19 protein-coding genes are annotated in these 22,985 nt (G+C 68.8%); 4 read left to right on the top strand and 15 right to left on the bottom strand.

Translation table 11 applies throughout. The features are described from left to right. Positions 1 to 5: 5 nt before the first annotated feature. The 8 genes from ACIBCN_RS18040 to ACIBCN_RS18005 all read right to left on the bottom strand — a co-directional run bounded on the left by ACIBCN_RS18040 (position 6) and on the right by ACIBCN_RS18005 (position 12,418). Entirely contained in the window at positions 6 to 347 is a 342-nt protein-coding gene (locus ACIBCN_RS18040) for a TfoX/Sxy family protein (protein ID WP_396992692.1), read from the bottom strand. Between the two features lie 42 nt (positions 348 to 389). Then, positions 390 to 1,367, bottom strand: coding sequence for an alpha/beta hydrolase (locus ACIBCN_RS18035; RefSeq protein WP_396992691.1), 978 nt, complete (start codon positions 1,365 to 1,367; stop codon positions 390 to 392). A gap of 184 nt (positions 1,368 to 1,551) precedes the next feature. After that, positions 1,552 to 5,652, bottom strand: a complete 4,101-nt coding sequence (locus tag ACIBCN_RS18030) for an amino acid adenylation domain-containing protein (RefSeq protein WP_396992690.1) — start codon at positions 5,650 to 5,652, stop codon at positions 1,552 to 1,554. Between the two features lie 191 nt (positions 5,653 to 5,843). Continuing rightward, the gene (locus tag ACIBCN_RS18025) at positions 5,844 to 6,641 is read right to left on the bottom strand and encodes a sirohydrochlorin chelatase (protein WP_396992689.1); all 798 of its coding nucleotides are present in this window, start codon (positions 6,639 to 6,641) and stop codon (positions 5,844 to 5,846) included. Then, the gene (locus ACIBCN_RS18020) at positions 6,638 to 7,855 is read right to left on the bottom strand and encodes a uroporphyrinogen-III synthase (protein ID WP_396992688.1); all 1,218 of its coding nucleotides are present in this window, start codon (positions 7,853 to 7,855) and stop codon (positions 6,638 to 6,640) included. The genes ACIBCN_RS18025 and ACIBCN_RS18020 overlap by 4 nt, the downstream gene beginning before the upstream one ends. Positions 7,856 to 7,860: 5 nt before the next feature. Then, the gene (gene nirD, locus ACIBCN_RS18015; protein WP_396992687.1) at positions 7,861 to 8,262 is read right to left on the bottom strand and encodes a nitrite reductase small subunit NirD; all 402 of its coding nucleotides are present in this window, start codon (positions 8,260 to 8,262) and stop codon (positions 7,861 to 7,863) included. A 64-nt stretch (positions 8,263 to 8,326) separates the two neighbouring features. Continuing rightward, positions 8,327 to 10,837 carry a nitrite reductase large subunit NirB gene (gene nirB / locus ACIBCN_RS18010; RefSeq protein WP_396993301.1) on the bottom strand — a complete coding sequence of 837 codons (2,511 nt, stop codon included), beginning with the start codon at positions 10,835 to 10,837 and terminating at the stop codon, positions 8,327 to 8,329. A gap of 327 nt (positions 10,838 to 11,164) precedes the next feature. Beyond that, a complete protein-coding gene (locus tag ACIBCN_RS18005; RefSeq protein WP_396992686.1) occupies positions 11,165 to 12,418 on the bottom strand; it encodes a CynX/NimT family MFS transporter in 1,254 nt (417 codons plus the stop codon). A gap of 65 nt (positions 12,419 to 12,483) precedes the next feature. Between ACIBCN_RS18005 and ACIBCN_RS18000 the strand changes: the two genes are divergently transcribed. Further along, entirely contained in the window at positions 12,484 to 13,155 is a 672-nt protein-coding gene (locus tag ACIBCN_RS18000) for a FadR/GntR family transcriptional regulator (RefSeq protein ID WP_396992685.1), read from the top strand. Positions 13,156 to 13,371: 216 nt separating this feature from the next. Further along, entirely contained in the window at positions 13,372 to 14,880 is a 1,509-nt protein-coding gene (locus ACIBCN_RS17995; protein WP_396992684.1) for an MFS transporter, read from the top strand. Positions 14,881 to 14,956: 76 nt separating this feature from the next. Here ACIBCN_RS17995 and ACIBCN_RS17990 read toward each other — a convergent pair whose 3' ends face one another. The 3 genes from ACIBCN_RS17990 to ACIBCN_RS17980 all read right to left on the bottom strand — a co-directional run bounded on the left by ACIBCN_RS17990 (position 14,957) and on the right by ACIBCN_RS17980 (position 18,235). Further along, the gene (locus ACIBCN_RS17990) at positions 14,957 to 15,811 is read right to left on the bottom strand and encodes a TIGR02569 family protein (RefSeq protein ID WP_396992683.1); all 855 of its coding nucleotides are present in this window, start codon (positions 15,809 to 15,811) and stop codon (positions 14,957 to 14,959) included. A gap of 96 nt (positions 15,812 to 15,907) precedes the next feature. Continuing rightward, on the bottom strand, positions 15,908 to 17,089 hold the full coding sequence (gene moeZ, locus ACIBCN_RS17985; RefSeq protein WP_396992682.1) for an adenylyltransferase/sulfurtransferase MoeZ: 1,182 nt from the start codon (positions 17,087 to 17,089) through the stop codon (positions 15,908 to 15,910). A 96-nt stretch (positions 17,090 to 17,185) separates the two neighbouring features. Continuing rightward, positions 17,186 to 18,235: a DUF3152 domain-containing protein gene (locus ACIBCN_RS17980; protein ID WP_396992681.1), complete on the bottom strand. Its 1,050-nt coding sequence runs from the start codon at positions 18,233 to 18,235 to the stop codon at positions 17,186 to 17,188. 309 nt (positions 18,236 to 18,544) lie between these two features. On the opposite strand from ACIBCN_RS17980, the gene ACIBCN_RS17975 reads away from it, so the two are divergent. Then, positions 18,545 to 19,201 (top strand): TetR/AcrR family transcriptional regulator, encoded by a 657-nt coding sequence (locus ACIBCN_RS17975; protein WP_150402487.1) that lies wholly within the window; start codon positions 18,545 to 18,547, stop codon positions 19,199 to 19,201. A gap of 62 nt (positions 19,202 to 19,263) precedes the next feature. On the opposite strand, the gene ACIBCN_RS17970 is transcribed toward ACIBCN_RS17975, so the two are convergent. Beyond that, positions 19,264 to 19,491: a DUF3107 domain-containing protein gene (locus ACIBCN_RS17970; RefSeq protein ID WP_040738278.1), complete on the bottom strand. Its 228-nt coding sequence runs from the start codon at positions 19,489 to 19,491 to the stop codon at positions 19,264 to 19,266. Between the two features lie 163 nt (positions 19,492 to 19,654). After that, on the bottom strand, positions 19,655 to 20,206 hold the full coding sequence (locus ACIBCN_RS17965) for a YceI family protein (RefSeq protein ID WP_396992680.1): 552 nt from the start codon (positions 20,204 to 20,206) through the stop codon (positions 19,655 to 19,657). A gap of 102 nt (positions 20,207 to 20,308) precedes the next feature. Here ACIBCN_RS17965 and ACIBCN_RS17960 point away from each other — a divergent pair, with 102 nt between their 5' ends. Beyond that, positions 20,309 to 21,145, top strand: a complete 837-nt coding sequence (locus ACIBCN_RS17960) for a helix-turn-helix transcriptional regulator (RefSeq protein WP_396992679.1) — start codon at positions 20,309 to 20,311, stop codon at positions 21,143 to 21,145. A gap of 5 nt (positions 21,146 to 21,150) precedes the next feature. On the opposite strand, the gene ACIBCN_RS17955 is transcribed toward ACIBCN_RS17960, so the two are convergent. After that, positions 21,151 to 21,840: a ferritin-like fold-containing protein gene (locus tag ACIBCN_RS17955; RefSeq protein WP_396992678.1), complete on the bottom strand. Its 690-nt coding sequence runs from the start codon at positions 21,838 to 21,840 to the stop codon at positions 21,151 to 21,153. A gap of 58 nt (positions 21,841 to 21,898) precedes the next feature. Next, positions 21,899 to 22,966 (bottom strand): alpha/beta fold hydrolase, encoded by a 1,068-nt coding sequence (locus ACIBCN_RS17950; RefSeq protein ID WP_396992677.1) that lies wholly within the window; start codon positions 22,964 to 22,966, stop codon positions 21,899 to 21,901. Positions 22,967 to 22,985 lie beyond the last annotated feature (19 nt).

Below are 22,985 nucleotides of genomic sequence, written 5' to 3'. Positions count from 1 at the left end.
GCGGACTACTTCTTCTTTTTCGGCGGCAGCGACCGCGCGTAGCCGACGCCGCGGTCGACCCACTCCCGGAGCACCTCGTCGTCGTCGGCCGCGTCGGGCGTGACGCGTAGCCAGCCGATCCGTTCCCGGCCACCCATCACCATGGGCCGCACGAAATCGATGGCGAGCAGCTTGTCGTTTTCCTTCGGATCGACCCGGACCAGCAGGCCGCCCTGCCCGCTGGCCGCCACCGCCATATTGCCGCCGATCAGGAAGGCCAGCCCGCCGAACATCTTCCGCTCGGACAGCTCCGGCCCCGGTTTGATCAGAAACCGAACTCGGTCGGCCAGTTCCTCGTCATACGCCATACCGGAATTGTCGCCCTCGGCACCGACAAGTTCGACAGCTACTCAGGCACCGATCGCGGCGGCGAACAGCGGCCAGGACTGGTGCACGTCGTCCTGCCAGTAGGTCCAGGCGTGCGTACCCGCGGGGCGCAGGTTCGCGGTGACCGGGATACCGAGTTCGTGCAGCCGATCCACGAAGGGCCGGGTGCACCCGCCGATGACCGTCTCCATCACGCCGCCGACCAGCATGCGGTCGGCCAGCCGGGCCGGGTTGCCGTCGATGCCGCGGTCGCCGATGTTGTCGTGCTCGCCCGGTGCGCCGTTGCCCGACGAGACGTAGAGCGCCAGCCCGCGCAGGCGTTCCGCCTGCAGCATCGGATCGTTCGCGACCCAGGCGGGGTTTTCCGGCCCGCCCCACATGTTGGTCGCGTTCGCGCCGAACACCGCGAGCTGCGACGACACGTACGCCTGCGCCACCGGATCACTGGTGCGCGGGCATCCGCTGTAGGCGCCGACCGCCTGGTAGAGGCCGGGTGCGCCGGTCGCGAGGTTCAGCGCGGAGGTCGCCGACATGGACAGTCCCGCAATGGCATTGCGCCCCGTCATGCCGAACTTGGCGACCAGCAGCGGCGGCAGTTCCTTGGTCAGGAAGGTGGTCCACTGGTTGCGCCCGAGCACCGGGTCGTCGCGCAGCCAGTCGGTGTAGTAGCTGGCGCGCCCGCCCATCGGGACGATCACGTTGACGTTCTTGTCCGCGAAGAACTCCGCGACATCGGTGCGCCGCGTCCACGGGCCGCCGTCCTCGCCGCCGTCCACCGCGTTGAGCAGATACAGCGCGGGCGCACCCGCGCCGGGATGCGACATCCACAGCGTGATGGGCTTGTTCATGGCCGCCGACTGCACGACGACCTCCATTTCCCGCCCGCCGAGCGGCCGCACCTCCAGGATGCGGGAACCGGGGTCGGCGGCGGCCGTGGTGGCCGGGAGGATCGCGGCGACAACCGCGAGAAGTGGAACCAGGCATCGCATCAGCCGGCGCATGGCGTCGAGTATCTATCAGGGCCGCCGGGACATCCGGCATTCACCGGGCGTGTTCGCCGAACGAATGAACGCGCAGGTCGGTGGCCATGTCGTCGGCGAACTCAGCCGCTACCGGCATTCAGCAATCGATCAGCAATGGAAAGCCGGCCACGACGACAACGGTGTGCACAAATGTGCTGAGCGTTCACCGCGCGCTGCGCGCCGGCGCGGGCACCGCCGTTCGCTCCAAGTGCCTCGCCAGTATCGGGCCGATCGTGGCGACCACCGCCGCATTGGTGAGCTGCGCATGTGTCGCCGCCACCGGGTGTTCGATGAGGTCGCCGGTGATGAACGGCCGCCACATGTCGGCGCCGAACAATTCGGTCACGCCACGGGTGGCTGAAAAGTACAGCAGGTCACCGTCGAAGACGGCGGGACGGTAGCCATGCGAGAGTGCGACGCCGTCGACGTAGCCCCGGTGCAGCCGTTCCAGTTGCGCGGCGGCCAGGCCGGTGCCGAATGACGCACCGGCGCGGGCCAATTCGTCAGCAGCCTCGGCAGCGGTCAGTTCCGGGGCGGTGTCGCCGTCCGCCGGTTCGTCACCGAGCAGATGCGTCAGCAGATCTCGCATCCGCGGGGCGGGCGGCGGGTCGACACCATCGGGAAAGATGACGCTGTCCAGCATGACCAGCACCGCCACCGAGGCGCCCCTGGCGCGCAGCCGCACCGAGATCGCGTGCGCGATCTGGCCGCCGAGCGACCAGCCGAGCAGGTGATACGGCCCCTCCGGCTGGACACGGAGCATCGCGTCGACGTAGTTGTCGGCCAGTTCGTCGATGGTGCCGATCGCGCGAGACGGTCCGGTCAACGTCGGCGCCTGCAGGCCGTACACCGGGCGGTCGGTGATGTAGCGGGCCAATCCGGCGTAGCACCAGGCCAGCGGGACCGCGGAGTGGACGCAGAACAGCGGCGGCCGGGTTCCCTCGCGACGCAACGCGAGCAGCACGCCGAGCGCGTCGTCGTCGCTGGTATCCGTGCCGTCGTAGCAGGTGATCCGTTCGGCGAGCGCCCGCACCGTCGGCGCCGTGTATATCCAGCGCACCGTCACCGGCACACCGGTCACCGCCGCCAACTCGGCCGAGACCGCCACTCCGAGAATGGAATTCCCGCCGAGTTCGAAGAAGTCATCGTTCAGTCCGACCTTTGTCTGGCCGGTGGACGCGCCGATGCGTTCCGCGACCAGACGTTGGATCACGGTCTCCGGCGCGCAATATGGACGCGGCACGATAGCCGATGTCGGCAAGGCGGCCCGATCGAGTTTTCCGTTGCTCGTCACCGGCAGCCGGTCGAGTTCGACCAGCGCCGAGGGCACCAGCGCGGCCGGTAGCGTCCCGCGCAACCGGTGCAGGGTGGCCGCGGCGTCGAACGCCGCGCCCGCGGCGGCAACGACGTATCCCACCAGCCGTGCCTCGGGCCGACCCGCGTCAGCGACCACGACCAGGGCAGACCCGATCTCCGGCCCGGCGAGCAGCGCCGCCTCGACCTCGGCGGGCTCGATCCGCCGCCCGCGCACCTCGACCTGGGCGTCGACGCGACCGAGAAACTCGAATACCCCTGCGGGGCCCGCGCTGACCAGGTCGCCGGTCCGGTACAGCCGTCGCCCGACCCCGAACGGATCGGCGATGAACCGCACCGCGGTGCCCGCCGGATTGCGGACGTAACAATCGGCGACGCCGATGCCGCCGAGGTAGAGCTCGCCCCTGGCACCATCGGGCAGCCGCGCCAACCGCGCGTCGAGCACCACCGCGAGCACCCCGGGTAGCGCGCGGCCGATGGTCACCGGCTCGTCGACCGCCAATGCGGCTGTCTCCGTGGCCATTACGGTAGCCTCCGTGGGCCCGTACCCGTTGAACAATCGCACGTGCGGTGCCCATTCGCGCACTGTCTTGGCCGGACAGACTTCCCCGCCGACCGCCACCACCGACAGGCTCGGTACCTCGGATGGCGACAGCGTGGCAAGCACCGCCGGGGTCGTCAGGAAGTGGGTGCAGCCACCATCCCTGAGCAGCCGCGCAAGTTCGGCGCCGGAGACGACCGACGGCGGCTGCACCACCAACCGGGCACCGGGCGCGAACGCCGCGAGGAGATCGAGTAGGTGCGCGTCGAAGGACGGCGCGTGCGAATGCAGCACCACGGAATCCTTGTCGAGGCCCCAGTGTTCGACGATGTAGTCGGTCAGCGAACCGAGGCCGCGATGGCTGACCACCACACCCTTGGGCCGCCCGGTGCTGCCCGATGTGTAGATCAAGTACGCCGGATGCGCGGGCCGCAAGGAACGCGGTCGCTCCCCGTCGGTCACCGGCGTCGCCGCCCGGCGCTCGACCTCCGCCGCGGACCGCGGATCGTCCAGCACGAGCCAATCAATGCCGCAACCCATCGCGCCCGTGCGGTCCGAACCTGTCGGAGCTTCGAGGTCGGCCCGGCCGGAGAATCCGGTATCGCAGCACAGTCTATCCCGCACTGCGCTGACTGTGATTCCTTGCCGCGCTTGGCAATCCGCGATGACCGTGTCGATCCTGGCGACGGGATCGGCCGGATCGATCGGGACGACGCAGGCGCCGGTCTTCGCGACGGCCCACAGCCCGAGCACCGATTCCAGCGATCGCGGGACCGCCACCACCACGAACTCGCCGGGACGTGCGCCGCCCGCCATCAGCTCGCGCGCCAAGCGGGCGGACGCCTCGTCGAGTTCGCGGTAGGTCATGACGCGGGTACCGTCCTGCACGGCAACGGCATCCGGCGTCGAGCCGACGCGCAGCAGGTCGGGCAGCACCCGCACCGGCCCCGCGGGCGGCGCGGCCGACGGAGCCGACGGGGTACGGCGCAGCGCTGGTATCGAGCCGTCGGATTCGGCAGCGAGGAAATCGCTGAAGTACTCGAGAAACATGCGGTGCTGCCGCACCACCGTATGGTGTTGGTAGCGTGCCGGATTGGCCTGGAAGTCGATGCTGACCGAGCGGTCGTCCGGGCCGGCCTGATAGCCGTTGACCATGAGATCCTCGACCGGGCCGAGCGCGAGCAGTCGGGCCTGGCCGACCAGCGGGCCGAGACGGAGCGGTTCGGCGAAACCGAGGACGTTGACCAACGGCCCGAATCCGCTGCCGAAGGCCTGATCGCGGCCGCTGTCGCGCTGCATATCCTCGAACCGATAGCGCTGGTGGCGCAAGGCGCCGATAACCGTCGACCGCACCTGGGCGATGACCGCACCGACGGTGCTCGTGTCGAGGCCGGCCAGTCGCAGCGGCACCACATTCGACATCGAGCCGGCCGACCGCCGCAGGCGCGCGGTGGTGCGCGCGGGGACGGGCAGCGTGAGGGTGACTTCTTCGTTGCCGGTCATCCGCGCCAGGAAGCAGGCGAAGGCCGCGAGGGCCAACTCGGGAAAGGTCGCGCCGTGCCGGGCCCTGGCGGCGGCGAGCAATTCGGCGGTGGCGGCATCGACGGTCGCCGTCACCCGGTGCGGGCGGGCCTGTGCCGCGGCGGGCAGGCCGGCCAGACTCACCGGAGCGCCGAGGCCGTCGAGCTGGCCGAGCCAGTAGTCTCGATCGATCGCACGGCGTGGTGAATCTCGATACGCCCGTTCGGCTTCCAATAGCTCGGGCAGCGACAAGGCCGAGATTGCCTGTGCCGAATCAGCTTTGCCGCCGCTGACCGTACCGTTCGGCGGCACCGTCGCGGCGCCGCTCGTCGTGACCGCCGCTTCCCGCGTTTCGGCGCGCCGTTCGGCCGCGACAACTTCGGCGCGGTAGAGCTCTCCGGTGCGGCGCAGCACCGCGGCGGCGCCGAGGCCGTCCAGCACAATATGGTGGCTGCGCAAATACAGCAGGTGACGCTGCCTAGCCACCCAAAACAGCGTGGCGACGGTGTGCTCGTCGGTGACCGGATCCAGCGGTGCGCTGTAGTCACGCTCCATCACAGCCAGAGCCGTCGCGACCGGATCGATGTCGGTGGTCAGATCCACCACCTCGATCGGCAGCTCCGCAGCGGTGTCGACGTACTGCCGCGGATATCCGCCGACGGCCGAGAGCCGCAGCTGGGGCGATTCGAGTTCGCGAGCCGCGCGGCGGGCACATGCCGACATCAGCGCGATCTCGAGCGGACCCGAAAGATCCAGGTACATCGCGACCGTGAGCGGCACCGCGGGCTGCAACTGCTGAGCCACCCACCAGCTCTGCTGCACCGTCGACAGTGGATACATCCGCCGTGCCGTCACCTCGCGCGGCACGCCGTCGTCGGCTCCGGTCAACACGCCTCCCATGCATTCGGAAGCCACCGCTGAATCGTTCCCGGGCAAACTTACGGCATCAGAGCCCGAACTCACCGTTATTCCAGCATGATCGGCGCGTGCAAAAGACGCTGCCAGCACAGACAACGGGACAGAGCCGAGGGATTCGACCAGACCCCCGGCGGACGAGTACGTCCCGGGCGAATTCCGTGCTACGCGGTGCGAGCCCGGGACGTCTCGATGCGCCCCTGGCTCGAACGACGCACCAGATCCCGCGCGGCGGCGCGGTAGCGATCGGCGATGAGCCGGACCACGGCGGGGTGGACGCCGATCGGCTCGGCGACACCGTCCGCGCCCGCGTCGTGCAGGCGTTGCTGAAATAGGCCGTGCGCCAGCAGATATGACGCGATGAACACCCGTTCGGCGCCGGAATCACGCAGTTCGGCAACCACTTCCGGTACCCGAGGGGAGCCGGTGGCGATATATCCGAGACGGACCGGTGCACCGAGGTGGTCGGTGAGCATGGCGGCGGCACGTCGAACATCGTGCCGGGCACGGGAATCCGAGGAACCGGCGGCGGCGAAGACGACCGCGTCGCCCGGCCGCCAACCCGTGGCGCGCAGGCGCATGGTCATGATCCGAGCCAACGCCGGATCCGGACCCATGGCCGGGGTGACCGCTACGGCCGGATGGTTGCTTTCGGCCACTTCCCGTGGCACGTCTTGATACACGTGGTAACCAGACGCGAGAAAGGCCGGAACCACCACTGCGGGAACGGATTCCCCCGCCGCGTCACGCAGGTCGCGCAGCACCTCGGCGGGCGACGGACCGAGCACATCGACGAACGCGGTCCGCACCGCGGGGGCCGACGTCGCGGGTAGCTCGGCATCGCGCCCCGAAACCGCGACGCCGAGCTCCCTGGCCACCGCCTCGGCCAGCGCGGCGATCATCTGAACCCCACGGGTGCTCCTGGTGCCGTGCGCAACCAGCACCAGGGCGGGTTCCGTCATGACGGCCCCATGGTCTGCACGTACCGCGTCGGCATGCCTACCTGCGGCAGCAACTCGGGTCGCGGATTGTTGTCGATGCATTCGGCCGCGTCCAGCGCCAGCCGGTAGCCGCGCTTGACCACGGTCTGAATCGCCTTCGGCGCACCAAGCCCGGCGCGCAGCCTGGCGATCGCGGTCTCGACGGCGTGCGTGTCGTCACCGCCACCGGGCAGCGCGGCCAGCAGGTGCTCCCGGGACACGACCCGGCCGGGCTGCCTGGCCAGCGACCGCATCAGGGCCATCGGCGCGGGCGCGAGCTGGCGCACCTCACCGTCGACCACCACGCAGCCGCCACGCACGCTGAGCGTGTGTCCCGCGGCGTAGATCCGGTTGGCCCGCCGCGGCAGTTCCTCGGCGACGTGCCTGGCCAGTGCACCGAGCCGAGCACGTCCCGGCATCGACGTGGCCACCCCGAGTTCTTCCAGCGGCGCGGCGGTGATCGGGCCGACGCAGGCCGCGAGCACCCGCCCGCGCAGCGCGTGCAGCACGCCCTCCAGCAGTCCGGTTTCCTTGGCGCGCATCAACATCGACGCCACGGCGGGCGCGCTGGTGAACGTCACACAGTCCAGGTTGGACGTCACGATGGCCTCGATCAGCTGGTCCATCGGACCCTGATCCGCCGGCGGCATCCACCGGTACACCGGCACCGGCACGACATCCGCGCCGGCGCAACGCAATACCTCGCAGAAGTCGGGTACCGGCTCCCACTCGGTGGTGGCGCCGTGCAGTTGCACCGCGATGCGCACGCCCTCCACGCCCTCGGCGAGCAGGTGATCGAGCACCTCCGCGGACGATTCCGAGGCGGGTGACCATTCTTCGCGCAATTCGGCGGCCCGGATGGCGCCCTTGGCCTTTGGGCCGCGCGCCAGCATCCGGGTGGCGCCGAGCGTCGCGCGCAGGTCCTCCGCGACGCCCCAGCCTTCGGCCGCCTCCATCCAGCCGCGGAAGCCGATACCGGTGGTGGCCACCGTGATTCGCGGCGGGTCGAGGATGAGCTGGCGGGTGACCCGCTCCAGCTCGGTGTCGTCGGCCAGCGGGATGATCCGGATGGCGGGGGCCGACACGATGTCGGCGCCGCGCCGCAGTAGCAACGTGGCGAACTCGTCGGCTCGTCTGGCCGCCGTGATGCCGATGGTGAACCCGGCGAGGCAGGGGCCCGCGTCGATGGTTGTCATGCGGTTTACCCGTCCGAGGAAGCGAGCCCGGAAATTACCGGCTCGTTGGAGATCGCGACGATGCCGTCGGCTACGCGGACCGCGTACACCGGCAGCAGCGCCGATTCGTCGTCCAGGCAGCGCCCGTCGACCAGGGAGAACGCCTGCTTCAGCAACGGCGAGGCGACCACCGGGACGCCGCCGCGGTCACCGACGATGCCGCGCGAGATGACCGCGGCCCGGCCGATCGGGTCGATATTGCCCACGGCGTAGAGCATGCCGTCGGCCAGCAGGAACAGGGCGGCCTGGCGGCCGCCCTGCAGCAGCACTGCGACGCCGCGGCCGGGAATCAGGTAGTCGAGCCTGCACGCCTGGGTCCAACCGGTGGCGGTAACTGCGGCGATGCCGGGGGTATCGATCACGGTCATGGGTGTCATCCTCCAAACGCCTTACCCATTGGTACAGGCGGCCTGTTTCTATGGGGTTAAGCCGTCATTTCCCGTGCGTGGCGACCGACACGTCCGGCATGCCCAGCAGCACCGGTACCTTGCGTTCTCCGGTTTCATCGAACGAAATTGTGGGGTCCGTCTCATCCGGGGCGTTCACGAAGGAAACGAAGCGCGACAGCTTCTCCTCGTCTTCCAGCACCGCCGCCCACTCGTCGCGGTAGCCGGCGACATGCTGGTCCATCGAGGCCGCCAGCTCGTCGGCGATGCCGAGGCTGTCCTCGCAGATGACCTGCTTCAGGTAGTCGATGCCGCCTTCGAGTGCCTCCTGCCACGGCGCGGTGCGCTGCAGGCGGTCGGCGGTGCGGACGTAGAACATCAGGTAGCGGTCGATGTACTTGATCAGTGTCTCGTCGTCCAGCTCACCGGCGAGCAGCACCGCGTGCTTGGGCGAAAGTCCGCCGTTGCCACCGACATACAGGTTCCAGCCGTTTTCGGTGGCGATCACACCGACATCTTTACCGCGCGCCTCGGCGCATTCGCGGGCGCAACCGGACACCGCCAGCTTCAGCTTGTGTGGGGAACGCAGTCCGCGGTAACGCTTTTCGAGCAGCACGGCCATGCCGACCGAGTCCTGCTGGCCGTAGCGACACCAGGTGGAGCCGACGCAGCTCTTCACGGTGCGCAACGACTTGCCGTACGCGTGACCGGATTCCATGCCCACATCGACGAGGCGCTGCCAGATCTGCGGCAGCTGTTCGACCCTGGCGCCGAACAGATCGATCCGCTGGCCGCCGGTGACCTTGACGTAAAGGTCGAATTCCTTGGCTATTTGGCCGATGGTGATGAGCTGATCGGGGGTGACCTCGCCGCCGGGCATCCGGGGCACCACCGAGTAGGTGCCGTTCTTCTGCAGGTTGGCCAGGAAGTGGTCGTTGGTGTCCTGCAGTGCGGCCTGCTCGCCGTCGAGGATGTGCTCGCTGGAGGTGGAGGCCAGGATGGAGGCGACGGTCGGCTTGCAGATGTCGCAGCCGGTGCCCTTGCCGTACTTGGTGATCAGGGCGGAGAAGGTGCGGATGCCGGTGACCTGGACGATCTGGAACAGCTCGGCGCGCGACTGGCCGAAGTGCTCACACAACGCCTTCGACATCTCCACGCCGGACTGTTCGAGCAGCTTCTTGAGCATCGGAACGCAACCGCCGCAGGAGGTTCCGGCGGACGTGCACTTCTTGAGGCCGGCGATATCGCAGGCGCCATCCTCGATGGCACCGCAGATCGCGCCCTTGGAGACGTTGTTGCAGGAGCAGATCTGCGCGTCATCGGGCAGCGCGTCGGCACCCAATTCCGCACCGGCGGGCGAGATCAGCGCGGCGGGCTCGGCGGGCAGCGGCCGCCCGACCAGGGGGCGCAGCGCGGCGTAGGCGGTGGCGTCACCCACCAGGATGCCGCCGAGCAGGATCTGCGCGTCATCGGAGACAACGAGTTTCGCGTAGGTGCCCTTGGCGGCGTCGTGCAGCACCACCGACAGCGCGCCCTCGGTGGTGCCGTGCGCGTCGCCGAAGCTGGCCACGTCGACGCCGAGCAGCTTGAGTTTGGTCGACATGTCCGCACCGGGGAATTCGCCGGCGCCACCGAGCAATCGGTCCGCGACGATCTCGGCGGTGGTGTAGCCGGGCGCGACCAGGCCGTAGCAGGTGCCCTCGACCGCGGCGCATTCGCCGATGGCCCAGATGCTCGGATCCGAGGTCTGTAAACCGAGATCGGTGATGATGCCGCCGCGCGGGCCGACCTCGAGGCCGCTGTCGCGGGCGATCTGGTCGCGCGGGCGGACGCCGGCGGAGAAGACGACGAGCGAGGCGTCGATCACCGAGTCGTCGGACAGGCTGACCCGAATGCCGTTGTCGGCCTGGTCGATCGAGGAGGTGCCGACACCGGTGTGCACGTGCAGGCCGAGATCGGTGACCAGGCGCTCGAGGATCGCGCCGCCGCCCTCGTCCACCTGGGCGGGCATCAGCCGCTGGTTGTACTCGACCACGTGCGGCGTGAGTCCGAGCAGCCGAAGGGCGTTCGCGGCCTCGAGACCGAGCAGGCCACCGCCGACTACCACGCCGACGGCGCCGGGCCCGGCGGCTTCAGCGGCGGCCCGGATGCCGTCCAGATCGTCGATGGTGCGGTAAACGAAGCATTCCGGTCGGTCATGGCCCGGAACCGGGGGAACGAACGCGTACGAGCCCGTAGCGAGCACCAGGGCGTCGTAGGCGATGGTGTCGCCGGCCGAGGTGGTGATCTTGCGGGCATCCCGGTCGATCGCCTCGGCCCGCTGCCCGAGCCGCAGCTCGACCAGTGCGTCACCCGCGTATTCATTGCCGGGCAGCGCCAGCGCGGCGCTGTCCCACGCCCCCACGTACGCCGACAGGCCGACGCGGTCGTAGGCGGGCAGCCGCTCCTCGCTCAGCACGACCACCTGCCACTGGCCCACCTCGTCCCGCGAGCGCAGCGCCTCCACGAAACGATGCCCGACCATGCCATGGCCTACGACCACGGCGGTCTTGCGCAGGGCAGGTGCGACTGGGTGATTCGTCGGGGTGCTCAAGAAGGGCCTCCAATGATCCGGTTGGCCCAACGGTAGGAAACAGGTATTGCCGCCATGCTGCGCGCGATGACCGGCGCATCAACGGTTGCTCACGGAGGCCCGAACACCCGGGTGAGCTCGGCGGAATGTTACGCGGGTGTGACGCAACGGTTTCCGTGCGTCACCAAGAGGCCGACCGCGCGAGGGTCAGCCGGTGAGGTGTGCTGCGAACAGCCTGAACGCCCCCGCACCGCCCCGCAACTCGAACGGTGAGGGCATCCGATTCGGACAACCGCACCGACAGCGCTCAGTTCACCAGGTGTCTTCGAGCATCCGCGGCTTGCAGGCCAGCCAGGCGCCGGCCAGCAGCACCAGCACGGCGACACCGAGCAGCAGGAACGGCGCGAGCCAGCCGTCGGTGGCCGAGTGCAGCACGCCGAACAGCAGCGGGCCGAGGCAGGCGACGGCGTAGCCGACACCCTGGGTGAAGCCGGAGAGGGCGGCGGACCCGCCGGGGGTGTTGGTGCGCAGGTTGATCAGGGTCAGTGCCATCGGGAAGGTGCTCGGGCCAAGGCCGAGCAGCACCACCCACAGGATGGGCACGCTCATCGGGGCGACGAGCAGGCCGACGAAGGCGGCGATGAAGAAGGCCGCGCAGCCGACCACGACGGGGAACGGATTGCGGAAGCGCGTGACGACCGTTGGCGCGCTGAGTGCCGCGGCCAGACCGACCACCGCGAACAGGCCGAGCATCGAACCGCCGAAGCCGGCGCTTGCTCCGGCGTCGCTGAGGATCTTGGGCAGCCAGGTGAACAGCGCGTAGGTGATCAAGGACGTCATGCCGAACATGCCCGCCATGCCCCAGGCGACCGGCGAACGCCAGACCCGCCCGGCCCGCGGCGCGTCGGTGGGCAGCGCGGTGGTGTCCTGGACGTCGCGGCCGCGCCGGTCACGCAGCACGCCGAGCCACGGCAGTACCGCCGCGAAGCCGAGCACCGACCACAGGCCGAGCGAGATCCGCCAGCCGTGCGCGTCGGCGATCGGGACCGCGACGAACGCGGGCACCACGGTGCCGAGCTGCACCATCATGATGTAGAGCGAGCTGACCACCGCGAGCCGATCGGCGAAGTAGCGCTTCACCAGCGGCGGGATCACCACGTTGCCGATGCCCATGCCCGCGAGGGCCAGGGCGGAGAAGACGAGGAGTTCACCGGTACCGGACAGCAGCACCCGGACCAGCTGGCCGAGGCCGGCCATCAGCATGGCGACCAGCGCGGTGCGCTCGAGTCCGAGGCGACGGACCAGCACCGGGGTCAGCAGGCCGGACACCGCGAACATCGCGGTCGGGATCATGCCGAAGACGCCGACGACCGCGGTGCCGTAGCCCACGTCGTTGCCGATGCGCTCGGCCAGTGGGCTGAACGCGGTGACCGCGACGCGGAGGGTGAGCGCGGACATGACAATGGCGGCTAGAACAAGGAGACGACCCTCCGTCAGCGCGCGCCGACGCCGCTCGACCTGCGGTGATTCCTGCTCGGTCGAGGTTTTCTGGAGGGTAGCGGTCACTGCGAAATCATAGGATGACCGGATGATAGGAGGCAACGATTTGTGATGAGCGGTACTCTATGCAAGTGCAACCAGTCCGGCGCACCAGCCTCATCGCCCAGGTCACCGAGCAGCTGCGTGCCGAAATTCGTTCCAGCCGTTGGCCCATCGGCTCTCGCATCCCTACCGAACCGGAGCTGACCGAGCTCACCGGAACGGGTCGAAACACCGTGCGCGAGGCCGTCCAGGCCCTCGTCCACGCGGGGATGTTGGAGCGACGCCAAGGTTCGGGAACCTATGTGATCGCCTCCTCCGACCTCGGCGGCACCCTCGGCAAGTACTTCGCCGACGCCGAAGAACGGGACGTCCTCGAACTCCGCCTAGCGCTCGACACCACGGCCGCCGCGCTGGCCGCGCGCCGCCGTGACGACACGGATATCGCGAACCTACTCCAGCTGCTCAGCGAGCGGGACAAGGCGTACAACGACGACAACCCCACCGCGATCGAGTCCGACGTCGAGTTACACCGCGCCATCGTGGTGGCCAGCCACAACGCCGTCTATCTCGAGTTCTACGACTCGCTGCTGCCGATCATCGAACAGGTGATCCGGGCCAGGACGTTGAAATCCGACGATTCCTTCCCGGAGGCACACGCCGAACTGGTGCACGCCGTGATCGACGGCGACCCGCAACGGGCGGCCGAGGCGGCCCGCTGCTTCCTCAACACGCTGATCGCCGAATATCCCGACGTGCGATAGTCAGCGCTCTTCCGCCGCAGCGGACGCCGGGTGCGCGACTCTCACTTGCCGTCCGTCCCAGGTGTGAGTCGGAATTGCCTCGAACGTCACGCGAAGCCACGGTGCCGCAACAACCGGCCCCTACGTTGTGAAACGACCGTAGCTAGGCAAACTCGACTCCGCCGGCGGCGCCAGTGCCGCGACGAGGGCCGGTCGAGTGCGAACGAGAGGACGCCGATGACTGCCATCGCAGCCGCAACCGGCACCGAGTCGGACACCGCGACTGACGCTCCATCGGACACCCCGGCCTTCGAGCACCAGACCCGCGGACGCTGGCTGGCGCAGTGGGAGCCGGACAACCTGAAGTTCTGGGAGTCCGGCGGCGCGCGGACCGCGCGCAAGAACCTGATGCTGTCGGTGTTCGCCGAGAACCTCGGTTTCAGCATCTGGGTCATCTGGGGCACCGTCGTCACCAGCATGGGTGCCGCGGGCTTCGGCTTCCTGGCCGGGCTCGGCAAGGGCGACCCGACCGCGGTGAGCAACGCGCTGCTGCTGTCGTCGACCCCGACGCTGGTCGGTGCGGCGCTGCGCATTCCGTACACCTTCGCCATCCCGAAATTCGGCGGGCGCGCGTTCACCGCGTTCAGCGCGGCGATGCTGCTCATTCCCACGCTCGGCCTGGCGTACTTCATCAACCAGCCCGGCACGCCCATGTGGGTCTTCATGATCCTGGCCGCGCTCGCCGGCGTCGGCGGCGGCAACTTCTCCTCGTCGATGTCGAACATCAACTTCTTCTTCCCCGAGGGCAAGAAGGGCGCGGCGCTCGGCATCAACGCGGCGGGCGGCAATCTCGGTGTGGCACAGACGCAGCTGGTGCTGCCCCTGCTGATCACGCTCGGCACGCACATCATGGCAAAGGACCCGGCGGGCTACCGCTTCGGCATCACGCTGTCCATCCTGGTATGGGTCCCGTTCATCCTGGTCGCGTTCGTCGCCGCGCTGCGCTACATGGACAGCATCGCGACGGCCAAGTCCGACGGCAAGTCCTACCGGCTGGCGCTGACCAATCAGCACACCTGGGTGATGGCGGTGCTCTATGTCGGCACCTTCGGCTCGTTCATCGGGTTCTCCTTCGCCTTCCCGACGCTGATCAAGGCCAACTTCCCGAGCCTGGCCAATATCGGCTGGATCAGCACCATCGGCAACCTCGCCTTCCTCGGCGCGTTCGTCGGGTCGTTCAGCCGTCCGTTCGGCGGCTGGGTGTCCGACAAGATCGGCGGCGCCAAGATCACCCTGTGGGTGTTCGTCGGCATGGCCGTCTCGGTCGCCATGATCATGGCCTCGCTTGAGCTGAAAAGCTTTCCGCTGTACCTGATCTCGTTCCTGGTGCTGTTCGTGATGACCGGCATCGGCAACGGCTCCACCTACCGGATGATCCCGACCATCTTCAGCGCGATCTCCAAGAAGTACGCCGCCGAGCACGGCCTGGACATCACCGAGTCCACCGCCTCGGCGCGGCGGCAGGCCGGTGCGGCGATCGGCGTGATCGGCGCGGTCGGCGCCTCGGGCGGCTGGCTGCTGCAGCAGGCGCTGCGGCTGTCCAACGTGCACTACCACACGATGGCGCCCGCGTTCTGGGGCTACGCGGTGGCGTTCCTGCTGATGGGCGCGCTCACCTGGTGGTTCTACCTGCGGTCCTCGTTCGCCGTGGAGCGGATGCCGTCGCTGGCCTACGCCAAGGTGTAACCGGCACAACGGATAACGCACGTCGGCCGCCGAGAGCCTTTGATCGACAAGGCTTTCGGCGGCCGGCGTTTGCGTGCTACAGCATCAGGCGGACCATGTCCGCCGTGCGCGCCAAACCGGGGAACGCCTCCGGCGTCGAGCGCGGATGCAGCGCATGCACGGCGAGCCGAAACATGACCGCGCGCAACAACATCTGCGGCCACTCCGGCAGGTCCCGCCAACGCTCCAGCAGTCCGTCGTCCGCGCCACCCCAGGCCAGCGCGTCCACCACGATCACCCCGGCCGCCCACGGCGCGGGCCGCCAGTACGGCGTGATGTCGGTGAGGCCCGGCGTGAAAGTCCCGGCGAACAGCACCGTCCCGAACAGATCGCCGTGCACCAGCTGGGCGGGCGACTGCACCGGCTTGCGCAGGGTGGCCAGCTGGCCGATGAGCTCCATGCTGCGTTGCCCGTCGGGCGAATCCGCCGAGGGCAGCGGGCCGCCGGCGCGCAGGCTGCGCAGCGGCACCGCCTCCCAGGCGGCCCGATCGGCGGCGACGAACACATCCACGTCGACCCACGGGGCAACGGGCGGTTGCACCAGGAAACGCGGCCGCTCCAGGTGCGTAGTCGCCTGATGCAGGCGCAGCGACACCGAAACCACCTCGTCGTGCCTGGGTTCCGGAATGCCCTCCAGGAACGTGTCCGCCCGCCAGCCGGAAACCACATAGCGGCCGTCGGTCGCGCGCACCGGGCGGGCGATCCGCAACCCGTCCACCTTCAGCGCCTCGCGCACCTTGGCCGACCAGGCCGCCCGAGCATGATCGGCGACCGGACTGAGCACCACGTCCCCGAACCGCCAGCCACCTTCCCAGTCGCCCAAGGTGACCGGGGAAACCTCGCGTAGACCGAACGTGGCACGCACGTGCTCGGGGGGTTCCACAGAAGTCACGGCCGTACCGTACCGCCGCGGTGGACGCCGTACAGCACGCCGCGCCGATGCGCAACCCCGGCCGCTCGGGCCGGGGTCACCGCGTCCTTCGGTCGATCAGTAGACGGGCAGCGACGGGTCGATCTGCCGGGCCCAGGCGATCACTCCGCCCTGCAGGTGGGTGGCGTCGGAGAAACCCGCCCGCTTGAGCGCGGCCAAGGCCTCCGCCGAACGCACACCGGTCTTGCAGTGCAGCACGATCGGGCGATTCTGCGGCAGCTCGGACAGTGCCTCGCCGGACAGGATGCGGTCCTTCGGAATGAGTTTCGCGCCCTCGATGTGCACGATGTCCCACTCGACCGGCTCGCGCACGTCGATCAGCTCGATCTCCTTGCCCGCGTCGAGCAGATCCTTCAGCTCGCGTGCGGTGACCGTCGAGCCGGCCGCGGCGGCCTGGCCCTCGGACACCACCCCGCAGAACGCCTCGTAGTCGATCAGCTCGGTGATCGGCTGCCGCTCCGGGTCGCGGCGCAGCTTGATGGTCCGGTAGTTCATGTCCAGTGCGTCGTACACCATCAGGCGGCCGAGCAGCGGCTCACCGATGCCGGTGAGCAGCTTGATCGCCTCGGTCACCATCACCGAGCCGATGGACGCGCACAGCACGCCGAGCACGCCGCCCTCGGCGCAGGACGGCACCATGCCCGGCGGCGGTGCCTCCGGGTAGAGGTCGCGGTAGTTGATGCCACGACCGTCCGGCGCGTCCTCCCAGAAGACCGAGACCTGGCCCTCGAAGCGGTAGATGGAGCCCCACACGTAGGGCTTGCCCGCCAGCACCGCCGCGTCGTTGACGAGGTAGCGGGTGGCGAAGTTGTCGGTGCCGTCGACGATCAGGTCGTAGTCGGCGAACAGCTCGACGGCGTTCTCCGGCTCCAGCCGGATCTTGTGCAGCCGCACGTCGATGCCGGAGTTGATCTCGAGGATCGAGTCGCGCGCGCTGTCCGCCTTCGGGCGGCCGATGTCGGACTCGCCGTGGATGATCTGGCGCTGCAGATTCGAGGCGTCCACCTCGTCGAACTCCACGATGCCGAGGGTGCCGACGCCGGCCGCGGCCAGGTAAAGCAGCGCCGGGGAGCCGAGCCCACCCGCGCCGATCACCAGCACCTTGGCGTTTTTCAACCGCTTCTGCCCGTCCACGCCCAGGTCGGGAATGATCAGGTGCCTGCTGTAGCGGGCGACCTCGTCCTTGGTCAGCTCCGCGGCAGGCTCGACCAACGGCGGCAGGGACTTAGGTGATGACACGTCCAGGACTCCTCGAATCGAATGGGTCGATCTCGACTTACAACACCCGCGACCAGACCGTTCTTCCCGACCTATCGTCGCGCACCGGGGATCGGGTCAACCGCGGGGGTACGGCCAGGGGTTGAAGCGGCAGCGCTTGCCGTCCATCGGGACCACGCCGTCCGGTTCGAGGGTGGCGATGTCGTTGTTCTTGGTGCCGAAGGTCTGCTGCATCATCACCGGCGCGAGGCCGCCGTCGGTCTCGCACGGCTGATGTTGGTGGTAGCCGATGGCGTGGCCGACCTCGTGGTTGATCTGGTACTGCCGGTAGGAGCCGATGTCGCCCTCGAACGCGATGGCGCCGCGCACCCAGCGCACCTCGGAGAGCACCACCCGGCCGAGATCGGCGTTGTAGCAGGAAGAGTCGATCGGAATCTCGAAACCGCAGGCCTTGCGGCTGGATTCGCGGGAGGTGAGCGAGACACGGAAGTCGGTGTCGCCCTGGTCGACTCGGCGGAAGGCGAACTTTTGGTCGTGCGTCCAGCTTTTCGGGTTGGCGAGGGTGGACTCGATCAACTTCGCCACCGACTGGTCGCCGCCGAAACCCGAAGTGTCGACGCCGTCCTCGATTTCGACGGTGTAGCGGAAAACCGAGTCGGTGCCGGTGCCGATCTGGGCGGTCGACCCCGGCACCGTATGCCAAGCGCCCGTGCCGGTTTCGGCGAAGCTGCCGCCCTCCGGCAGCGCGCCGGTCGGCAGGTCGGTGGGAAAGTGGCCGTCGCCGTTCGGCCCGCCGATGATGCCGTTGTTCGCGGCGCGGGGACTCAGGTGCCCGAGACCGGGCACGCCGCTCACCGTGGTCGCCGGGTCGGAACCGCGCACCGCGTCGACCACCACCAAAACCGTGACCGCGAACAGCACCGGCAACGCATACGCCCGCCAACCGTAGGTGGAGACGAATCGTCCTAGCGCGCTTTGCTTTTTGACGCTGCGCTCGGGCCGGTCCCTGGTCCTGCCCTCGGCCACGGCGGTGGGATCCCAACTGGCGCGCAATGGTTGGTGCGAACGATCCTGCTGACCGTATAGGCCGAGCGGATCGTAGATCTCGACGCCGTTGCGGTCGCGGCGCGGCGAATCGGGCTTTGCCTCTTGGCCTGACCTTGCCACGGGTTCCGACCCTACGGAACCGGGCGCGCCGGGGCCAGCACGGCGGCGCGAATCGCGCCCGCCGCCGGACGTAACCGGCGGATCGGCGTGCCGCTCCCCGGGTCGGTCGGCGCGGAAAGTCACGAACACCAGGTTCTCACAGGGCGCAAGCGGCGCCGTCGGGCACGCCACATCGGCCGGCGGGTGCGACATTTCTCACCGCGTTCCACCAGTTCTCCGGGGCCGGTCTGCGGGCGGGCAACAACCGAGTATCGTTCTTGGGATACCCGGTGCTTACCCCTTGCCGGGGAATCAACTGGGAGAGCCGAAATGACTGACCTCGTGGACCGGATGGCGTCTCGTAGATCGTCGTCCGAGCCTGCCAAACGCGGCACCCGACTTCCGCGTGACGAGCGACGTCTGCAACTACTCGCGGCGGCCAGCGAAGTCTTCGTGCAGCGCGGCTATCACGCCGCGGGCATGGACGAGATCTCGCAGTGCGCCGGAGTGAGCAAGCCGGTGTTATATCAGCACTTCACCAGCAAGCTGGAGCTGTATCTGGCGGTGCTGCAGAACTACGTGGACATGCTGGTGTCCAGCGTCCGGCAGGCGCTGCGGTCGACCACCGACAACCGGCAGCGCGTGCGCGCCGCCGTGCAGGCCTACTTCGATTTCGTCGACAACGAGATGCAGGGCTTCCGGCTCGTCTTCGAATCCGACCTGACCAGCGAGCCGCAGGTGCAGCGCCGGGTCGAGCAGGCCACCGAGGCCTGTGTCGACGCGGTGTTCGATGTGGTCGCGCACGATTCCGGCTTGGACCCGTACCGGGCGCGCATCCTCGCGGTCGGCCTGGTCGGCGCGAGCCAATTCACCGCGCGCTACTGGCTGGAGGCCGACCGGCCCATCCCGAAGGAGGAGGCCATCGATACGACCGTCTCCCTCGCCTGGGGTGGCCTGTCCCGCGTGCCGCTGCATCCGATCGACTGACTGCTTGGAACAAGCGCGAGCCCCTGCATCCGATAGTTGCAGGGGCTCGTTGCTGTGGGTCTTTATACGGTGGCGAAGCCGACTCGGCCGCTGGTGACGGTGCCGATCTCGACGTAGGCGACCTTCGAGGCCTGGATCAGGAACTTGCGACCCTTGTCGTCGGTCAGGGACACGACGCCGCCGCTGCCGTTCAGCGCACCGGACACCAGCGCCTCGACCTCTTCCGGGGTCTGCGAGCTGTTGATCAAAAGCTCGCGCGGGCTATCCGAAATACCGATCTTGACCTCCACGGCCAACCTCCGAACGTAAGAGTCCTGTGCTGTCGATCCAAGGCTAGTGCAGGGCAACGCCGTGACGGCAGACGCCTGCCTGCGCCCTCAGCGAACAGCGGTACCGCACCGAACATAACGGCGCCCCGCACATCGTTGTGCGGGGCTGCGGAGTGCCGTGACCTTACTTCGGCTCGATGAGCTGGATCTCGAGCTCGATGTTGACCTTGTCGCTCAGCATGCCGGGCATCAGGCCGCCGACGCCGAAGTCGGTGCGCTTGATGGTGCCGGTGGCGGAGAATCCCGCGTGCCGGTCGCCGGTCGCGCCGAACTCTTGCACGCCACCCCACTCGACGTCCAGGGTGACCGGCTTGGTGACGCCGCCGATGGTGGCCTCGCCCTCGACCTCGAAGCTCTCCGCGATCTGCACCGGCTCGGTGGCGCGGAAGGTGAGCGTCGGGCGGTTCGCGGCGTCCAGGAAGTCCGCGGTGCGGATGTGCGCGTCGCGGTCGGCGTTGCCGGTGTCGAACGACTCGAGGTGGATGGTCGCGCCGAGGGTGGCGGCGCCGGACTCGTCGACCACGAATTCGGTCTCGAACCGGGTGAATCCGCCGCGCACCTTGGAGATGCCGAGGTGGCGGACGGTGAAGGCCACCGACGAGTGCGCGGTGTCCAGGGTCCAGGCGCCGGGCTTGAGCGACTGGGCGGTGGTGGTGGATTCGGAAGAAGTTGTCATACCAACCACCTTTGCCGGACCACGGTCCGTTAACCAGACCGCCGTTATCCTGGTCCTGACAGGGCGAGGCTAAGCCTCCTAGGACACGGCACGATGGACCCCATGGCACGCAACGGTTTCGCGGAATTCCTCATCGCACGGCGGGCTGAACTACGGCCCGGCGACGTCGGCATGCCGGAGGGCAGGCGGCGCAGGACGCCGGGGTTACGCCGCGAGGAAGTCGCCGTGCGCGCCGGTGTGAGTGCCGATTATCTGGCGCGGCTGGAGCAGGGGCGCGACACCAACCCCTCGGTGGCGGTGGTCGACGCGCTCGCCGACGCGCTGCTGCTGCGCGGCAACGAGCGGCACCACTTCAGCATGCTCGCGCTCGCCTCCGGCAACGAATCACGGTGCCCCGGTAGCGAATCCGCCGAGGAGAAGGTCGCCGACACGATTCAGTCGATCCTGCGCGCGTTGCAGCCGACCCCCGCGTTCGTGGTCGGCCGCCGGCTCAATGTGCTCGGCTGGAACGCGGCATGGGCGGACTTCGTCGCGCCGCTCGGCCTGCTCGACAACGAGGGGCAGCCGAACCTGGCCTGGTACACCTTCCGGGATCCGGCCGCGCGGCAGGTGCTGCGGAACTGGTCCGAGGCGGCGGATATGTTCGCCGCCGCGCTGTCGCGGGCCAAGCTGCGCTGGCCGGGCGACGATACGCTACTGGAGACGATCGACGCGCTGCGCCGCAACCCGGAGTTCGCGGGCCGCTGGAAGCCGCATCACGTCGGGGCGAGCATCTCCGGCATGCTGCACATCGATCACCCGGTGCACGGCCTGGTGCAGGTCCCGTTCGAGACGCTCGAGGCGGACCGCGATCAGAGCATCATCGTGTGGCTCACCGACCAGGCCCAGGCGCAGACCCACGGCCTGCGGCTGGTTCGCCCGGCCGCCGTCAACGAATAAGGGTTCTAGATACCGAGCTGCGCCATGCGCTCGGCGTGGCTGGCCTGCATGCGCTCGAACAGCGCGGCAATGCCGTTGAGGTCGCCCGCGGCGCCGAGCACCAGTTCGGTCAGCTCGTCGCGCTGCGCCATCACGTATTGCGCCTGGGTGATCGCCTCGCCGAGCAGGCGCCTGCCCCACAGGGTGAGCCGGTCGCGTTCGGAGCGGCTGGTCGCGACCGCGCGCCGCACCTCCTCGACGACGAATTCGGAGTGGCTGGTCTCGGCGAGCACGTCGCGGACCACCTCGGCGACCTCGGGGGGCAACGCGCCGGCGATCTCGGTGTAGAAGTCGGCGGCGATGCCGTCGCCGACGTAGAACTTCACCATCGACTCGAGCCAGGTGGAGGGGTCGGTGGACGCGTGATAGGCGTCCAGCGCGCGCACGAACGGCGCCATCGCGTCGAAGATGTCGACGCCGCGCTCGGCCAGCGCCGACTCCAGCGCGTTGAAATGGCCCATCTCGGCGGAGGCCATCTTCGCCACCGCTACCTTGCCGCGCAGCGTCGGCGACAGCTTGGCTTCCTCGGCCAGCCGGTAGAACGCGGAGATCTCACCGTAGGCGAGCACCGCGAACAGATCTATGACGCCGGGATGATCGGCGAGGTCGGCATCGGTCGACGAAACACCCAGCGCGGCAGGTGACTGTGCTCCCATAGCCTCAGCCTAGTACTCGTCAGCGGTCACGCCGTCGGCGAGCGAAAGTTGTCCGATTTCACGCGCTCTCCGCCAAGAACTTGTCCAAATAGGCCCATGTCGAGTTGCGCGCATCGGGTCCGGTGAGGATGCCGAGGTGGCTGCCCGGCGAGGTTTCGTAGCGCACCGAGGCCGCGCCGGTGAGGGTTCTGGTGCCCGCCTCGACGGCGGCGGCCGGGGTGATCACGTCGGTGGGGCCGCCGACCAGCAGCACGGGCGCGCTCACCTGAGCCAGCTCGATGCGCCGCTTGCCCAGCTGCACGACGCCGCGGCCGATGTCGTTGTTCAGGATCAACCTGCCCCACAGCTGGCCGTAGAAGCGGCCGGGGTAGCCGGGCATCTCGGCCATGAACCGGTCGATGGTTTCCATCCTGGCCAGCGCCTCGGTGCGCGCGATATTGCTGGCGACGAACCACGGGCGGGTCAGCTCGCGGTCCCAGGAGGTGATCTTGTACGCGATTCTGGTCAGCGGCGCGGGCACGCCGCCCGCGGCGCGCACCAGTGTCGAGGTCCCGATGCCGCCGGTGAGCTTGGCGACCGCGCGCAGCTGCGGGATGCCCGTCATCTTGTCGTAGTCCAGCGGGGCGCCGACCACGGTGATGGAGCGGATCGGCAGCTCGGGATGCGCGGCGGCGGTGAGCAACGCCAGCGTGCCGCCCAGCGACCAGCCGACCAGATCGACCGGCCTGCCGTCGCGATCGGCGGAGGTGCGAAGCACCGCCTCGGGCAGGATCTCGTCGATCCAGTCCTCGAAGCCCATCCGCCGATCGCCGAAGGTGATGTCGCCGTAGTCGATCACGTACGGCGCGCGGCCGGTCTCCAGCAGGAAACCGGCCAGGCTCTGGTCCGGGCGCAGGTCGAAGCAGCTGGCCGGCGCGGCCAGCGGCGGCACCAGCAGCACCGCGGAATCCGTTGCGGCCGAGGCCGTTTCGGCGGCGCCGTGGCGATGCTCGAAGCGGCGCAGCTGGCGGTGCGGCTCGTCCCACAGCACCGTCGACGGGGTGGGGTCGGGTGCCTCGACGCCCGAACCGAAGGTCAACGCCCACGCGTTGCGGGCGGCGATCGTGACGGTGTCCGCGATATTCACCCCGAAAATGTCTCACATC

The organism is Nocardia sp. NPDC051052, assembly GCF_044456045.1.
Lineage (GTDB): Bacteria > Actinomycetota > Actinomycetes > Mycobacteriales > Mycobacteriaceae > Nocardia.
The sequence above is the reverse complement of the archived record's forward strand: the minus strand, read 5'-3'. Positions and strand labels throughout refer to the sequence as shown.

Coding starts and splice junctions, on each gene's coding strand:
- ACIBCN_RS18040 (WP_396992692.1), bottom strand. CDS start 347: ATGGCGTATGACGAGGAACTGGCCGACCGAGTTCGGTTTCTGATCAAA.
- ACIBCN_RS18035 (WP_396992691.1), bottom strand. CDS start 1,367: ATGCGCCGGCTGATGCGATGCCTGGTTCCACTTCTCGCGGTTGTCGCC.
- ACIBCN_RS18025 (WP_396992689.1), bottom strand. CDS start 6,641: ATGACGGAACCCGCCCTGGTGCTGGTTGCGCACGGCACCAGGAGCACC.
- ACIBCN_RS18020 (WP_396992688.1), bottom strand. CDS start 7,855: ATGACAACCATCGACGCGGGCCCCTGCCTCGCCGGGTTCACCATCGGC.
- nirD (WP_396992687.1), bottom strand. CDS start 8,262: ATGACCGTGATCGATACCCCCGGCATCGCCGCAGTTACCGCCACCGGT.
- ACIBCN_RS17995 (WP_396992684.1), top strand. CDS start 13,372: ATGACTGCCATCGCAGCCGCAACCGGCACCGAGTCGGACACCGCGACT.
- ACIBCN_RS17975 (WP_150402487.1), top strand. CDS start 18,545: ATGACTGACCTCGTGGACCGGATGGCGTCTCGTAGATCGTCGTCCGAG.
- ACIBCN_RS17965 (WP_396992680.1), bottom strand. CDS start 20,206: ATGACAACTTCTTCCGAATCCACCACCACCGCCCAGTCGCTCAAGCCC.
- ACIBCN_RS17960 (WP_396992679.1), top strand. CDS start 20,309: ATGGCACGCAACGGTTTCGCGGAATTCCTCATCGCACGGCGGGCTGAA.
- ACIBCN_RS17955 (WP_396992678.1), bottom strand. CDS start 21,840: ATGGGAGCACAGTCACCTGCCGCGCTGGGTGTTTCGTCGACCGATGCC.